Raw genomic sequence first — 15,029 nt, forward strand, 5'->3', positions numbered from 1 at the left:
AGGATGATAGAACCGGCAGCACCATAACCCGAACCGGGATTGGCCTGACCAAAATACAAACCAAGAGCAGATTTGCCTAGTTCAAACAATAAAGCGGTTACCAATGAGCCCACCCAAACGTGTTTCCATTTTATTTTAGCATCGGGAAAGAATTTGAACATTACGGCAAATAACAAGGCCAATACGCCAAGTGATACTAAGAAATTAAAGAGTTGAAGTACTATCAAGAATAGGGTAGAGAAGTAATGGGTGATAAAGTTACTAAATGCTGCAAGTGCCGCAGAGATTACCAGGGATATGATAAGGATAAAAGCCATGGCGATGATAACACCAAAGGAGAACAGTCTTGTTTTGAGGAAACTGAGTATTCCTGATTTGGATACATCGGCTTGAACGTTCCAAATGTTGTTTAAAGATTTTTGAAATTCAACAAAAACACCGGTGGCTCCGACTAAAATAGTAATGATGCCAAGGGTTGTTGCGCCAACAGAGTTTCGGGATTGGGTGGCTTTAGCAATGATGTCTTGAATTTGCAGGGCTGTGTCAGCACCCATAACAGCAGTGAATTGCCCTGTTATTTGTCCGTTTACTGCTTCTTGTCCGAAAAAATAGCCTGCCAGTGTTATGATTACCACTAGTAATCCGGGCAAGGCAAAGATGGCATAATAGGCTATAACGGCACTTTCTTTAAACGGATCTCTGTCCCACCATTGTATTGAAGTGGTTTTGAGAATGGCAAAGAATTTTTTGAAACGAGTGGTCATTTCTTTTTTTAATTGGTGTTGTTTCTTTTTCTGTTAAGGAAGTTTTTAAGCAAATTGCCTGCTAAGATTGAAAAACCACCGGTGTATTTAGAAACCACATTGGCTACCGCAAATTGAACCACGGTTCCCATAATATTTCTAACAGGGTTGTGTGAGTTGCCCATAACGAGTTTCTTAGACAGTATGCCCGTGCTAATGCCAATACTATTGCTTATCATATTGTCTTTGATATCGGGTGCGGTGGTGATATCGTGGAATATTTTTTTAACGATATTGACAGGTTTCAAACTCTCATAAGCTACTTGAAATTGCGTTTTGAGTTGTGCTAATTCGTAATTGTTTTGTGCTTTGACCTCAATGATTAGTTGGTTTAATTCTTCGGTTTCGTTGTTGGTTTTCATAGCATTTTTTCTTTCATCATTTTTTTAACAATCGAATTGCTGATAGGATGTTTTATCCATTGGTAACGATAAAGATGAAGCATTAAAGCCATAAAGGCATAAAACCCACCAATGATTAAAAATCCGTAGAAGGTTTCGCCAAGCATTTTGCCTATCCAGATGGATATTCCGATATTAATAATTACGACCGACAACACAACTGTCATAATAACGGCCAGCCGAGCTAAGAGCGAAGAAACAATATCTGCCGACTTGTCTATGGCATTAAGCTTAAACAACTTGATGGTAGATTTACTGTAATCTTGTGCTCGCTCAAAAAGCGTTTCTATGGGTGTTGCGTCGTCAATCATAATAGTTTTATTTATGATTTATAATTGGATATCGCATTAGCGGCATCTTTTTTTATTTCATCATATTTGGCTTTTCCATTTTCTGCCAATCCTTGTGCTTCTTGTTTGGCACTTTGGAACTTCTCAGAAACTGAATCTGCAAAGTCTTTGTATTTTGACTTAAAATCATCTGCATAGTCATTTCCTTTGTCCATGATTTGCTTGCGTGTCACTGAACCTTTTTCAGGGGCAAACAAAATTCCTAAAATCCCACCAACGGCTACACCAGCCAATACTCCTAATACTACTTTTCCTTTACTCATAACTGTTTTTATTTATATTAATTATTTTTAAAATTTAACTGCATTGTCCCAGAAGGAAATAAATCGCAATAAAGACAACAATGGTACCTATGATTCCGCCACCTATTTTATAGGCACCAAATCCTGCTATTATTGTTTTGAAAAAACTATTCATAGTGTTTGATTTACTTTGTTGTTTTCAAAAACTCTAAATAAGAGTTATTGCTTGACAATGTTATTGTGCAAAGTTCAACTAGTTTGACTATGAATTTGTTACATTTCTCTTGGATAAACTTTTAAGATTCACACCTTTGCATAATGATTTAGGGCAAAAATGTGTTCTATGATTATTTGAGCTCTTCCGAAGCAGCTTCAATATTTACAGCACCAATGGCTACAGCAGAGAGTTTTTCATCTGAAGCTTTCTCTTCCTGAAGTGTTGCGGCCAATAAGACAACTGCTCTGGTTAAATTTAGTGTTTGTCCAAATTGGCGTAGCGTTCCGTAGGTTGCCATTTCGTAATGCTCTACTTTTTGAGCCGCTGCAATTATGCCTGCATCTCGCATTGGACCTTCCTCACATGATTTCATGATGTCGGTTGCTTCCTCTATTAAGCCTAGCATGGCTTTACAGGTTTTGGCTTCCGGTTTTGTACCAATGAGTTCAAATACTTGTCTCAAACGTTCCACATGGTTGTGGGTTTCTTCGAGATGGTTGGTTAATGCTTCAATCAATTCTAAAGAGGAGGCATTTTGAATCATCGTCGGGATGGCTTTGGTAAGCGCTTTTTCTGCCCAATAGATGTCTTTTAATTCATCTATAAACAATTCCATCAGTTGAGATGCTTTCATCGTTCGATTCGTTTGCTTTTCCTTTGTAGTGCTTAAACTGTTTTTCATATTTACTATTGTTTTTACGGTTTTGCTTTTACGGTCTGATTTTTATTTTCAACATCATTTTTCTTAGGATTTTGATGGGCGTCTTTTGCCGATACATTTTTGTTTAAATCCATGTTTGTTCTCCCTTTTGACTGGCTATCGCTTTTTGGATTGCTAGTGTTTTTTTGATTTTTTTCCATCTTAGTTTAAATTTATTTACAACTTATTTGTTGTAGTGTAAAATTGAACATATTAGAAATGAAAGGGTTGTAAAATTTTTATTTAAAATTTTGAAATTCACATGTTTCGCTGAAATGTCTGGTAAATGCCCATGAAAAAACCCTAACAGTCATTACAACCATTGGGGTTTAAATCCTTAGAACCTTAGTGTCTTAGTGCCTCATTCCACCATCTCATTTTGATTCCTAAACACCAACTGACCATCAAAACTATCCAACAAAATAATACTATCCGTTTTGACTTTACCTGCTAAGATTTCCTTAGACAATTGGTTTAAGACTTCGCGTTGGATAACACGTTTTACCGGTCGGGCGCCAAATTGCGGGTCATAACCCTTTTCGGCCAAGTAAGCAATGGCTTCGGGTGTGGCATCCATAGTGATGTTTTGGTGTGCGAGCATTTTGGTTACACTTTGTAACTGTAGCCCAACGATTTGTTTAATGTTGGCTGCTGTCAATGGTGTAAACATCACAATTTCATCGATACGATTGATAAACTCCGGACGAACCGTTTGTTTTAGTAAACCGAGTACTTCATTTTTGGCCGCTTCGGTTGCAGCTTCGATACCGCCTTTTAGGTTCTCAAACTTCTCTTGTATAATAGCGCTTCCCATATTGGAAGTCATGATGATAATGGTGTTTTTAAAGTCGGCCAAACGTCCTTTGTTATCTGTTAATCGACCTTCATCTAATACTTGTAACAAGATATTGAACGTATCAGGATGCGCTTTTTCGATTTCGTCCAATAAGATAACCGAATACGGTTTTCTTCGTACGGCTTCGGTCAATTGTCCGCCTTCGTCATAACCTACGTATCCCGGAGGCGCACCAACTAGTCGGCTCACACTGTGGCGTTCTTGGTACTCACTCATGTCAATACGGGTCATGGCGTTTTCATCATCGAATAAATATTCGGCTAAAGCTTTCGCCAATTCGGTTTTACCGACACCGGTTGTTCCCAGGAATAGGAAAGTCCCAATGGGTTTCTTCATGTCTTGCAATCCGGCACGACTTCTGCGAACAGCATCGCTTATCGCCTCAATCGCTTCTTCTTGACCTACAACTCTGTGGTGCAGTTCATCTTCCAAACGCAAGAGTTTTTCTCTTTCACCTTGGAGCATTTTGGTCACGGGAACGCCGGTCCATTTCGCCACCACCTCGGCTATGTCTTCGCGCGTCACTTCTTCTTTGATTAAGGAAGTTCCGGCTTGGTTTTCGGCCAATTGGGTTTGTAAAGCATCTAAACGTTCTTGCGCATCTTTGATTTTTCCGTAACGGATTTCGGCGACTTTACCATAATCACCGTCGCGCTCGGCACGTTCGGCTTCGAGTTTGAAGTCTTCAATTTCTTGTTTGACGCTTTGAATATTATCCACGACATCTTTCTCCGATTTCCATCGGGTAAAGATTTCGTTGCGTTCTTCTTTTAGGTTGGCCAAGTCTAAGCCAAGACCTTTGAGTTTGGTTTCGTCATTCTCTCTTTTTATCGCTTCAATCTCAATCTCCAACTGCATGATCTTTCTGTCCAATACATCGAGTTCTTCGGGTTTGGAGTTGATTTCCATACGAAGTTTTGAAGCTGACTCGTCCATTAAGTCGATTGCTTTATCGGGCAGAAAACGGTTGGTAATATAGCGTTGGGATAATTCTACCGCCGCAATAATCGCATCGTCTTTGATGCGCACTTTGTGGTGAGTTTCGTATTTCTCTTTGATACCGCGAAGGATGGAAATGGCGCTTTCAGTATCCGGTTCATCAACCATTACTTTTTGGAAACGTCTTTCTAAGGCTTTGTCTTTCTCAAAGTATTTTTGGTACTCATCCAAAGTCGTGGCCCCAATGGCTCTCAGTTCACCACGAGCCAACGCCGGTTTTAAAATATTAGCGGCATCCATTGCACCTTCTCCACCGCCGGCACCAACCAACGTGTGAATTTCGTCAATAAACAAGACAATATCACCTTCGGCTGAGGTTACTTCTTTTACTACGGATTTTAAACGCTCTTCGAATTCACCTTTATATTTGGCACCGGCAATCAGCGCACCCATATCGAGCGAATAAACGATTTTGTCTTTTAGGTTTTCGGGTACGTCGCCATCAACGATTCTATGAGCTAAACCCTCAGCAATAGCGGTTTTTCCAACGCCGGGTTCACCCACAAGCATTGGGTTGTTTTTAGTTCGACGCGTCAAGATTTGCAATACTCTTCGAATCTCTTCATCGCGACCAATTACGGGATCAAGCTTACCGTTTCGGGCGAGTTCGTTGAGGTTTTTAGCGTATTTGTTGAGGGTATTATACGTTTCTTCCGCAGAAGCAGAAGTGACGCGTTCGCCTTTTCTGATTTCGGCTATGGCTGCTTCCAATCCTTTTTCGGTTACGCCTTGGTCTTTTAGGATTTGGGCCACTTTGATCTTCGACTTAAAAATAGCCAATAACAAATGTTCAATAGAAACGTATTCGTCGTTCATTTTCTTGGCAATGATATTCGCCTCAGTCAAAGCGGTATTGGCTTGACGCGACAGCATAATATCGCCACCGGAAACTTTCGGAAAGCTTTGCAAAGTGCTGTCGAGTATCTTTTTGAATAAGTCGACATTGACGTTGAGTTTCTTTAAGATGAAAGGTGTCACATTCTCATCGACTTCGAGGATTCCTTTGATAAGGTGCTCGTTTTCGATTTGCTGGTGACCGAAGCTTTGGGCGATTTGTTGCGCCTGTTGGATAGCTTCTTGGGATTTAATGGTAAAATTGTTTGTGTTCATAATGTAGTGTTCTCCTTTGTGTTGTTGTTTGGGATAAAAGTTTTGAAAACTTCACTTTATTGGCGTCAATTTACATTCCAATAAGTTTAAGCCGACAAAATGGCTGATTTTTTAGTTATCTTTGTGATTGTGGTAGACAGTTTGACGTTATTGATGACGTTATGTCTTGAAGATGAGGGAAAAGGGATAAGAGATAAGTTAAAAGGGATAAATTTATGAGTTTATTTAAGGATATTTTTGGTGGCTCTGAAGAGTCTAAGGCCGAATCCAAAATGGCTTGGCGCGAATTAACCGATTTAGGTCAGCTAAACGAAATTGTAAATGAGTCGACTGAAACTCTGGTAGTGATTTTCAAGCACAGTACCCGTTGTAGTATCAGCCGAATGGCGTTGCGTCAGTTTGAGCAAGAGTTTGATTTAGAGGGAAAAGTGATTCCGTATTACTTAGACTTGTTAGAACATAGGGATATTTCAAACGAGATTGCCAACCGTTTCGGTGTTTACCACCAATCGCCCCAACTGATTGTAATTAAAGATGGTAAAGCCATTTATGATCGTTCACATGAAAGTATTGAGGCCAAGAAGTTAGCTGATTTAGTTTAACTTAACTCAGATTTAAAATAAAAAAGCCGTCTGTAATTTACGGCTTTTTGTTTATCTCCTGAATCGGTTTCGGGTAATGATGTCTTTTAGTTTGGCTTTCAAATCATTCCCTGTATCGTAAACCATTTGCTCATTTGACGGAAACGGCACTGCTCTTCGGTCAAAGTATTGGTAGTAATCTTGCTCACAAGCGCGTTTGTCGCCACGGTATTTGGCGTACATATAACTGAAAGTGAATTCGCTTGCCAAAGGAAAAGTTTGTAATAACTGATTGTTATTAAAATCAATATAATCCACTTTGGCGGTTACTTGACAAGCTTTGAATTGGGAAAACTCATAAATGGTTGCGCGTACGGTTCGCATGTCGTCTATTTTAATAGGATTGCCCAAACTGTCTTTTACAACTTGACCATTGGCATCCAATAGGTTTTTGAGCCCCACTTTAATCAGTTTTTCTTTTTGCAGTTCTTTCTCTTTGATTTGTTCCGGTGAGATGTTGATTTGGCGGAAGTTCACCACTAAGCCATAATCATAAGTTACGCCTTTGATGCGGTTACTGTGGTAAACGGTCCATTTGTCATTTAGTCCCAACGTGCTAAAGTCGAGCAAATCGTTTTCCAAACGTATCGGAATAACCATATTGGTTTCGTTCTTGGTATAAACACTTACGAAATCTGTGCCTTTGGTACGCGCTTCTTCAATGAGTTTGTCGGTGTCTTTGAAACCCGGACTCAAATTTTGCAAATACACCAAGTCATCGTAGGCGCGGCGTACGACCATTTTGTCTTTGTTGGCCAAAAGCGCTTTGGAGTTGTTGTATAAATATTTGGCCAAAGCATTTTTACTGCTTACAATTTGATCAGAGTAATCTTCGAAAGGAAAAATAGCTTCCCGACCTTCTTTTAACAAACGAACCGGCAATAAAGGGCGAATGCGTTCCTGACGCGCATTGAGTTGGACATAAGTTTCATAAATCTTCTCTAAGTTCTGCGGATTGGCGTCTTTAAACCAAGTATCAATGTTGCGCAAATCACGTTCTTTGGCTTTGGCAAAAGCTTCTTCGAGCATGTAAACGTAATCTTGCTTGCCTTTGGCATTTTTGTTTCCGCGCAAACCTTCAACCGCATTTTGAATCGCACCGTCATAATCGCCTGAAGTCAACATGTCTCGGGTTTGTCTAACGCCGCAAGCGGAAACAATCAGGAATAAGGCTAATAAAGAAGTAATTTTTTTCATAGAATGGATTTTGAACGAATACAAATATAAGAGAAATCACTTTGTTTTGAAAGTTGATTTAAGCCCTAAAAGGAATTTACGACAAAGGTTTGATTCGGATGTATTGCCATTGGTCATTCAAACTGCCATCGGGTTTCCAAAAATTATTTGTGGCTACCACCGGCAAATAGAAGTAGCCGTCGTTGCTCCAAAACATATCGGTATTTTCTCCGGCCGGCATCCAATTTTTGAAACCGGCGTTCATTTTTTGGACTATCTTTTTGTTATCGATTATATAGAAATCAAAATCTGCAGTATTTTCATAAATGTTTGCGCCAAGGCAAATAATCTTTTTTTTATCGGCAGAAATATTAGGAAAGTCAACAAAGGTTGAAGTTCTCTCGCCACTTGTTTTGTCGATTAAAGTAAAGTCATAATCTTCCCAATACATGCCGAAAACCACGAAAGCATTAAGCCAATTGATTTGCCCGATGTATTCATAAATACGATGGGTTTCATCTTCTGAGGGAAGATCAGTAAAGGTTACAGTCTTCTTTTGACATGGCAATGTAATGATGCCTTTGGTCTTTTTATGGGCTAAAGTATCCGCTGTGAGAAAAGAAACTGCCTTTTTCTTTTTGTCTTTATAAAGTTTTTGGTCAATCAATTCAATGCTGAAATACTTAGTTAACGATTCATCCTCATTGAAATAAGTGGTACTGTCGTTTTCTGTAAGATAAGTGATGATAGTCAAATCCGACTCTACCAATGCCTTTATGCTATCGTTTTGTGCCTTTGAGCCAAAGCTTAAAAACAAGACGAATAGGAGTAGGTAAGCTTTTGAGTTCATCTTAATAATTTATTGTAGAAAGGCTTTCAAATCTTCATAAGTCTTAATCTTAGTCGATACTTTCTCTTTACCCAATACACTTTCAATTTGGGTTGGAATCGGCAATTTCAAGTCCAATAAAGGTTCAACGACATCCAAGAATTTAATTGGATGAGCAGTTTCCAAAAATACGCCGATGCTTTCCGGTTGTTTTGTCATTTCCTTTTTTAGACCCAAATAACCAACGGCACCGTGAGGTTCGGCGATGTATTGTGTTCGGTTATAAATATCTTTAAGAGCGATTTCCGTTTCGGCATCAGTAAATGAATAAGAAGAGAAGTCTTTTTCGAATTCATTTAAATCATAACGATACAACTCCTGTATGCGAATAAAGTTACTCGGATTCCCCACATCCATTGCATTAGAAATTGTAGCGATAGAAGGTTTTGGTTCGTAGTTTCCGGCTTCTAAAAATCTCGGCACCGTATCATTAGCATTCGTTGAAGCTACAAAGTGGGCGATAGGCAGGCCTAATCTTTTGGCCATAATCCCGGCGCAAATATTCCCAAAGTTACCACTCGGACACGAAAGAATAATCGGTTTGTCGTACTTCTTTAATTGTTTGTAAGCAAAGAAAATATAAAACATTTGCGGCAACCACCTGGCAATGTTAATCGAGTTAGCCGAAGTTAAATTTTTATGGTTTAAAGTATGGTCTAAAAAGGCTTGCTTTACCATATCTTGACAATCGTCAAATACACCATCTACTTCTAAGGCTTTTATGTTTTTTCCAAGTGTAGTCAACTGACGTTCTTGTATTTCACTCACTTTACCGGAAGGATAAAGTATAATAACTTCTACGCCTTTTACTCCTAAAAAACCACTGGCTACAGCACCGCCTGTATCGCCTGAAGTAGCAACTAAGACGGTCACTTTTTTATCATCATTGCGGTTAAAATAACCCAAACATCTCGACATGAATCGGGCACCAACATCCTTAAACGCCATCGTCGGTCCGTGAAATAGCTCCAAAGAAAAAATATCGTTTTCCACCGGAACACAAGGAAAATCAAAGCACAATGTTTCGGCTATGATGCGTTTGAGTTCGGCTTCCGGAATTTCGTCGCCAACGAATTGCTCGATGGCTTCAAAAGCGATTTCTTCTTGCGTAAGGTTTTCTATATTTTGGAAGAAAGAGTGGGGAAGCGGCGTTATGCTTTCCGGAAAGTATAAACCCCTGTCGGGCGCCAAACCAAGCACTACAGCTTGTTCGAAACTAACTCTTGGCGCATTTTTATTTAAACTGAAATACTGCATAATTCGTAATTGCTAATTCCTAATTCATAATTATTTTCACTCCTTTATCATTTACTTTTGAAATGTGAATATCAAAAGCAATTCCGGTATCAAGATAACTATTGCTCATGGCGTAAGCTACTTTCTCGGCAATTTCTTGTCCTTTGCACAAAGCGAATATCGAAGGTCCGGCACCTGAAATTCCGGAACCTAAAGCGCCGTTTTGCAAGGCCGCATTTTTGACCAAATCAAAATTAGGAATTAATTGTTTCCGCGCCGGTTCAATAATCACATCTTGCAAAGAACGACCAATCAGCTCGTAATCTTTGGTATACAATCCGGCAATTAATCCGCCAACGTTTCCCCATTGGGTAATGGCGTCTTTTAGTAAAACGGTCGGAGAAAGCACCGCTCTTGAATCGGAAGTCTTTACTTCGATATGCGGATGCAAGACAACAGCATAAATTTCACTCGGACTTTCAATTTTAATAACATCTAACGGATTGTAACCACGAACTAAAGTAAAGCCACCAAGTACACAAGGTGCTACATTATCGGCATGCTCGCAACCGCTGGCTAAAGCTTCACCTTTCATGGCAAAGTCAACCAATTCGTGACGGGTAAAGGGTTTGCCTAATAATTCATTAATACCGAAAACCGCTCCGGCCGCACTGGCAGAAGAACTTCCAATGCCACTTCCGGCTTTTATCTTTTTGTGAATTTCGATTTCGAAACCAAAGTCCGGATTAGTTGCATTTACAATAGCAAGCGCAGCGACACCGGCCACATTTTTTTCGGTTTCTAAAGGTAAATCGGCACCGGTTATTTTGGTGATGCGAATGCCTTTTTCGGCGGCCTTTCGGATAATCATTTCGTCGCCAATGCCTTCAAGACAAAGTCCTAACACGTCAAATCCGCAATTCAGATTGGCGATGGTGGCAGGGCAGAATATTTTAATTTCGTTCATTTTTTTGAGTTGCTGAGTTAATGAGTAGCTAAGTTTCTGAGTTTTTTTCTTAGTTACTCAGGCACTCAGTTACTCAGTAACTTAGTTAAACATTTCCAATCCTAACCACATCCGCAAAAATCCCCGAGGCCGTAACTGCTGCTCCGGCACCAGCGCCTTTGATTAGTAAAGGTTGGTCGATGTAGCGATCGGTGTAAAATTGGACGATATTGTCTTTTCCTTCGAGGTTGTAAAACGGACTGTCAGAAGGAATAAATTGTAAACCAACGCTGGCTTTTCCGTTTTCGAAAGAGGCTACAAATTTTAAGCGGCTGTCTTTGGCTTTCGCTTCTGCCAAAAGGTTATCAAAGTGGCTTGCATGTTTGGTTAACGATTTAAAAAAGTCTTCGTTATTGGTAGTTTCCATGCATTCTTTTGGTAGAAACGAATTGTTGGTAATGTCTTCCATTTCCATTTCGTAACCGCTTTCGCGAATGAGGATTAATATCTTTCTGGCTACGTCAACACCACTTAAATCAATTTTAGGGTCAGGTTCTGTAAATCCTTGAACGCCTGCTTCTTTCACTACGTCATGAAAGTTATAAGTATCGCTGAAATTATTGAAAATAAAGTTCAAACTTCCGGATAAAACGGCATTGATTCTATTTACTTTATCACCCGAAGCAATCAAGTGTTTTAGGGTGTCAATGATGGGTAAACCGGCACCAACATTCGTTTCAAACAAGAACGGTGCATTGTATTTTCGCGATAGGTTTTTAAGGTTTTTATAATTGTTGTATCCTGAAGAACACGCGATTTTGTTACAAGTAACTACGGCTATATTTTGCCCTAAGAATTGATCATAAATGTTCGCAATATCATAATTGGCTGTAATGTCTACGAAAATACTGTTGCGTAAATTCAATTGTTTAGTACGAGAAATGAAGTCGTTTGGATTGGCAGTTTCGCCCTGACTTAAAGTTTCTTTCCAATCTTTTAAATTGATGCCTTCTTCATCAAAAACCATTTTTCTGGAATTGGATAAAGCAATGACGCGCACATTTATTTTCAAGTTTTCTTTTAGGAATTTCTTTTGTTGGCTGATTTGGTCGATGAACTTTTCGCCTACGTTTCCAACACCCATAACAAACAAATTCAACTGCTTGGTATTGTCTTCAAAGAAGCGTTCGTGTAAAGTATTTAAAGCTTTTTTGACATCTTTTTCATTGATGACTACTGAAATATTTCTTTCGGAAGCACCTTGCGCAATCGCACGAATATTGACATTGTTTTTGCCTAAAGTGCTAAACATTTTGCCGCTGATGCCTTGGTGATTTTTCATGCTTTCACCTACAAGTGCTACTATGCACAAGTCTTTTTCAACAATACACGGATCCACTTTGCCTTGCGCGATTTCCATTTCAAATGCTTTGTCGATGGCGGTTTTGGCTTTATCGGCATCGGCATTTAAAATTCCGACGCAAATAGAGTGTTCCGAAGAAGCTTGGGTAATAAAAATCACATTGATATTTTCGTTAGACAAGACTTCGAATAAACGTTTGGACGAACCTGCAACACCTACCATTCCTGATCCTTCTAATGTCAGCAACGCAATATTGTCAATATGGGTAATTCCTTTAATTGGGTTACTAGACGCTTCCGGAGTGTTAGAAATCAACGTTCCGTAGGCTTCGGGTTCGAAAGTGTTTTTGATAAAAATCGGAATGCTGTCTTTCAACACCGGTTGAATCGTTGGCGGATACAAAACTTTGGCCCCAAAATGCGACAATTCCATTGCCTCTTGATAGGAAATAGTTTCTATCGGTTGGGCTTGCTTAACGCTTTTCGGATTTGCTGTGAACATCCCGTTTACGTCGGTCCAGATTTCTAAAATATCGGCTTTTACTGCTGCTGCAATAATCGCTGCCGTATAATCGGAACCACCGCGACCAAGCGTTGTTGTATTTCCGTCTAATGACGAAGCAATAAAACCGGGAAATAAAGTGACTTGAGTAGTATTGTTTGAGAAATAATCTGCGATTAATTCATTGGTTACCTCAAAATCAACCGCAGCTTTTCCGAAGTTGGAATTGGTTTTAATTACTTCTCGGCTGTCTTTAAAAGCGGAGTTACTGACTTTTTGTTTTAGCGCTACGGCAATAATCTGAGAAGACAACAATTCGCCAAAACCAGCTACGATATCAGCCGTTCTGCTCGATAATTCACCCAAAAGGTAACAACCATCCAATAAAGTTTTTAAATGGTTGATATCATGGTTAATCGTTTCAATAATCTCGCTTTGTTCACTGAGCGAAACCAATTCATCGATGGCGTCTTTGTGTTTTTTCTCGATTTGACTAACGATGTCTTTATAGCCTTTGTCTTTGGCACCGGCAGTTTTTCCGGCTAAAATTAGTAAATCGGTTACGCCGCTAAAGGCCGAAACGACTACGGCAAGCTGGTTTTCTTTGCTTTTGTTGGCGACTATCGCTATGGTTTTCGAAATATTTTCAGCATTGGCTACTGAGGTACCGCCAAATTTTAATACTATCATGACTTTTTAGTTATGAATTATGAATGATGAGTGATTTGCTTTCTTGCGAAAGTACATGTCAAGTGGATTATATGTGAAAATTATACCCCAAACGGGGTTGTAGTTGTTGATGTTGTTGTAGCCAAAGACGCAACCAAAGTTTTGGTTGTAAGAGAGAATTGATATTTGGCTAAGCTTGACATCATGTTTTCCAAATGTATAACTTTTTGAGAATTAAAAAAGGATTCCTTAAATTTTTAAGAATATCGCAATAATTCTTTGTAACCAATAGCTTTTTATTTATATCACTATTCGAAAGCTGATTTTTTTAATAAATTCTCAAAAAATACTCGGCTAAATTGTTGCTTTTTAACAATCGTTTGTGGAATTTTGGGCTTTTAATCCTCACCAAAAATGGAGCATTCGCATTACATCAGTACGGAAGTATTGACTTTAGAGACTTTGCAAGAAATTATTGCCGAACATAAAACGCTAGCCTTATCGGAAGAAGCCAAAATCAACATTCAACAATGTCGTGATTATTTGGACCAAAAAATGGCAGCCAATGAAACCCCCATTTACGGAATCAATACCGGCTTTGGTTCGTTATGTAATGTGAAAATTTCGAATGAGAATTTGTCTCAGCTTCAGGAAAACTTGGTCAAATCGCATGCTTGTGGAACGGGTGAAGAAGTACCTCAGGAAATTGTAAAGATAATGCTGTTGCTTAAAATTCAGAGTTTAAGCTATGGCCATTCGGGTGTGCAATTACAAACTGTAGAGCGTTTGGTAGATTTTTATAATAACGATATTTTACCTGTGATTTATACCCAAGGTTCGCTTGGTGCGAGTGGTGATTTGGCACCATTGGCACATTTGTCTTTACCATTATTAGGCGAAGGCGAAGTGAATTTTGAAGGCCAGAAAGTACACACGTCAGAAGTATTAAAAAAGTTCAATTGGCAACCCATCGTATTGCAATCTAAAGAAGGTTTGGCTTTATTAAACGGCACGCAATTCATGAGCGCTTACGGCAGTTATATCTTATTTAAAGCGATGAAATATTCGTATTTGGCGGATGTGATTTCGGCCATTTCTTTAGAAGGATTTGATGGTCGAATTGAACCGTTTGATGAACTGATTCATTATGTTCGTCCGCACAAAGGGCAAATCGTAACCGCTAAGCGCATGAGAGAACTGTTGGAAGACAGTCAAATCATTACCCAGCCAAAAGCACACGTTCAAGATCCGTATTCTTTCCGTTGTATTCCTCAAGTGCATGGTGCTTCGAAAGACACGATTGATTATGTAAAGAAAGTTTTTAAGACCGAAATCAATTCGGTTACCGATAACCCCAATATTTTTAAAAACGAAGATGTAATTATTTCCGGAGGGAATTTTCACGGACAACCATTGGCTTTGGCTTTAGACTTTTTAGGCTTGGCTTTGGCCGAATTGGGAAGCATTTCAGAAAGAAGAACTTACCAATTGATTTCAGGATTGAGAGGTTTGCCGGCATTTTTGGTGGACAATCCGGGATTGAATTCAGGCTTTATGATTCCGCAATATACTGCGGCGAGTATTGCCAGTCAGAACAAACAATTGGCGACGCCGGCGAGTGTGGATAGTATTGTTTCTTCCAACGGACAAGAAGACCATGTAAGTATGGGTGCCAATGCAGCGACTAAAACGCTTCGCATTATGGATAACTTGGAACGCATTTTGGCGATTGAGTTGATGAATGCTTCTCAGGCGATTGCCTTCAGACAACCATTAAAATCAAGTGAGTTTATTGAAATGTTTTTGAAATCTTACCGCTCAGAAGTGCCTTTGGTAAAAGAAGACAGAATTTTGCATTACGACATTGAAAACTCAGTGGCGTTTTTGAATAGTTTTATGATTGATTTGGAGGATTAAGGCTAGAAGTAAC

General features: G+C 39.3%; 14 protein-coding genes. 2 read left to right on the plus strand and 12 right to left on the minus strand.

Features of this window, described 5'->3' with window-relative positions; genetic code table 11:
* From ACK4HO_RS07010 to clpB, 7 genes are all read right to left on the minus strand, one after another.
* Window positions 1-764: YihY/virulence factor BrkB family protein (locus ACK4HO_RS07010; protein ID WP_409664340.1), on the minus strand; the 764-nt coding region annotated here is incomplete at its 3' end.
* An 8-nt stretch (window positions 765-772) separates the two neighbouring features.
* Window positions 773-1,165: a hypothetical protein gene (locus ACK4HO_RS07015; protein WP_409664342.1), complete on the minus strand. Its 393-nt coding sequence runs from the start codon at window positions 1,163-1,165 to the stop codon at window positions 773-775.
* Window positions 1,162-1,515: a hypothetical protein gene (locus tag ACK4HO_RS07020; RefSeq protein ID WP_409664344.1), complete on the minus strand. Its 354-nt coding sequence runs from the start codon at window positions 1,513-1,515 to the stop codon at window positions 1,162-1,164. Before ACK4HO_RS07020 ends, ACK4HO_RS07015 begins: the two co-directional genes overlap by 4 nt.
* Window positions 1,516-1,526: 11 nt before the next feature.
* Complete coding sequence (locus ACK4HO_RS07025) at window positions 1,527-1,817, minus strand: YtxH domain-containing protein (protein ID WP_409664346.1); 291 nt, start codon at window positions 1,815-1,817, stop codon at window positions 1,527-1,529.
* A gap of 326 nt (window positions 1,818-2,143) precedes the next feature.
* Complete coding sequence (locus tag ACK4HO_RS07030; RefSeq protein WP_409664348.1) at window positions 2,144-2,695, minus strand: ferritin-like domain-containing protein; 552 nt, start codon at window positions 2,693-2,695, stop codon at window positions 2,144-2,146.
* A gap of 14 nt (window positions 2,696-2,709) precedes the next feature.
* A complete protein-coding gene (locus ACK4HO_RS07035; protein WP_409664350.1) occupies window positions 2,710-2,874 on the minus strand; it encodes a hypothetical protein in 165 nt (54 codons plus the stop codon).
* Between the two features lie 200 nt (window positions 2,875-3,074).
* The gene (clpB, locus tag ACK4HO_RS07040) at window positions 3,075-5,678 is read right to left on the minus strand and encodes an ATP-dependent chaperone ClpB (protein WP_409664352.1); all 2,604 of its coding nucleotides are present in this window, start codon (window positions 5,676-5,678) and stop codon (window positions 3,075-3,077) included.
* 215 nt (window positions 5,679-5,893) lie between these two features.
* Here clpB and ytxJ point away from each other — a divergent pair, with 215 nt between their 5' ends.
* A complete protein-coding gene (gene ytxJ, locus ACK4HO_RS07045) occupies window positions 5,894-6,280 on the plus strand; it encodes a bacillithiol system redox-active protein YtxJ (protein ID WP_409664354.1) in 387 nt (128 codons plus the stop codon).
* Window positions 6,281-6,331: 51 nt separating this feature from the next.
* Here the strand turns inward: ytxJ and ACK4HO_RS07050 are convergent, their stop codons facing one another.
* From ACK4HO_RS07050 to thrA, 5 genes are all read right to left on the minus strand, one after another.
* Window positions 6,332-7,516, minus strand: a complete 1,185-nt coding sequence (locus ACK4HO_RS07050) for a hypothetical protein (RefSeq protein ID WP_409664356.1) — start codon at window positions 7,514-7,516, stop codon at window positions 6,332-6,334.
* 76 nt (window positions 7,517-7,592) lie between these two features.
* The gene (locus ACK4HO_RS07055; RefSeq protein ID WP_409664358.1) at window positions 7,593-8,345 is read right to left on the minus strand and encodes a hypothetical protein; all 753 of its coding nucleotides are present in this window, start codon (window positions 8,343-8,345) and stop codon (window positions 7,593-7,595) included.
* A 9-nt stretch (window positions 8,346-8,354) separates the two neighbouring features.
* Window positions 8,355-9,641, minus strand: coding sequence for a threonine synthase (gene thrC / locus ACK4HO_RS07060; protein WP_409664359.1), 1,287 nt, complete (start codon window positions 9,639-9,641; stop codon window positions 8,355-8,357).
* A 19-nt stretch (window positions 9,642-9,660) separates the two neighbouring features.
* The gene (locus ACK4HO_RS07065; protein ID WP_409664360.1) at window positions 9,661-10,587 is read right to left on the minus strand and encodes a homoserine kinase; all 927 of its coding nucleotides are present in this window, start codon (window positions 10,585-10,587) and stop codon (window positions 9,661-9,663) included.
* An 85-nt stretch (window positions 10,588-10,672) separates the two neighbouring features.
* Window positions 10,673-13,120 carry a bifunctional aspartate kinase/homoserine dehydrogenase I gene (thrA, locus tag ACK4HO_RS07070; RefSeq protein WP_409664362.1) on the minus strand — a complete coding sequence of 816 codons (2,448 nt, stop codon included), beginning with the start codon at window positions 13,118-13,120 and terminating at the stop codon, window positions 10,673-10,675.
* Between the two features lie 393 nt (window positions 13,121-13,513).
* Here thrA and hutH point away from each other — a divergent pair, with 393 nt between their 5' ends.
* The gene (hutH, locus tag ACK4HO_RS07075; RefSeq protein WP_409664364.1) at window positions 13,514-15,016 is read left to right on the plus strand and encodes a histidine ammonia-lyase; all 1,503 of its coding nucleotides are present in this window, start codon (window positions 13,514-13,516) and stop codon (window positions 15,014-15,016) included.
* Window positions 15,017-15,029 lie beyond the last annotated feature (13 nt).

Origin of the sequence: Flavobacterium sp., assembly GCF_046296355.1 — a bacterium.
Classification (GTDB): Bacteria; Bacteroidota; Bacteroidia; order Flavobacteriales; family Flavobacteriaceae; genus Flavobacterium.

What these genes read in the sequence shown, in the direction of transcription:
- clpB (WP_409664352.1), bottom strand. Translation starts at nt 5,678, where the DNA reads ATGAACACAAACAATTTTACCATTAAATCCCAAGAAGCTATCCAACAG.
- ACK4HO_RS07015 (WP_409664342.1), bottom strand. Translation starts at nt 1,165, where the DNA reads ATGAAAACCAACAACGAAACCGAAGAATTAAACCAACTAATCATTGAG.
- ACK4HO_RS07030 (WP_409664348.1), bottom strand. Translation starts at nt 2,695, where the DNA reads ATGAAAAACAGTTTAAGCACTACAAAGGAAAAGCAAACGAATCGAACG.
- ACK4HO_RS07050 (WP_409664356.1), bottom strand. Translation starts at nt 7,516, where the DNA reads ATGAAAAAAATTACTTCTTTATTAGCCTTATTCCTGATTGTTTCCGCT.
- ACK4HO_RS07020 (WP_409664344.1), bottom strand. Translation starts at nt 1,515, where the DNA reads ATGATTGACGACGCAACACCCATAGAAACGCTTTTTGAGCGAGCACAA.
- hutH (WP_409664364.1), top strand. Translation starts at nt 13,514, where the DNA reads ATGGAGCATTCGCATTACATCAGTACGGAAGTATTGACTTTAGAGACT.
- ytxJ (WP_409664354.1), top strand. Translation starts at nt 5,894, where the DNA reads ATGAGTTTATTTAAGGATATTTTTGGTGGCTCTGAAGAGTCTAAGGCC.
- thrC (WP_409664359.1), bottom strand. Translation starts at nt 9,641, where the DNA reads ATGCAGTATTTCAGTTTAAATAAAAATGCGCCAAGAGTTAGTTTCGAA.
- thrA (WP_409664362.1), bottom strand. Translation starts at nt 13,120, where the DNA reads ATGATAGTATTAAAATTTGGCGGTACCTCAGTAGCCAATGCTGAAAAT.
- ACK4HO_RS07065 (WP_409664360.1), bottom strand. Translation starts at nt 10,587, where the DNA reads ATGAACGAAATTAAAATATTCTGCCCTGCCACCATCGCCAATCTGAAT.
- ACK4HO_RS07055 (WP_409664358.1), bottom strand. Translation starts at nt 8,345, where the DNA reads ATGAACTCAAAAGCTTACCTACTCCTATTCGTCTTGTTTTTAAGCTTT.
- ACK4HO_RS07035 (WP_409664350.1), bottom strand. Translation starts at nt 2,874, where the DNA reads ATGGAAAAAAATCAAAAAAACACTAGCAATCCAAAAAGCGATAGCCAG.
- ACK4HO_RS07025 (WP_409664346.1), bottom strand. Translation starts at nt 1,817, where the DNA reads ATGAGTAAAGGAAAAGTAGTATTAGGAGTATTGGCTGGTGTAGCCGTT.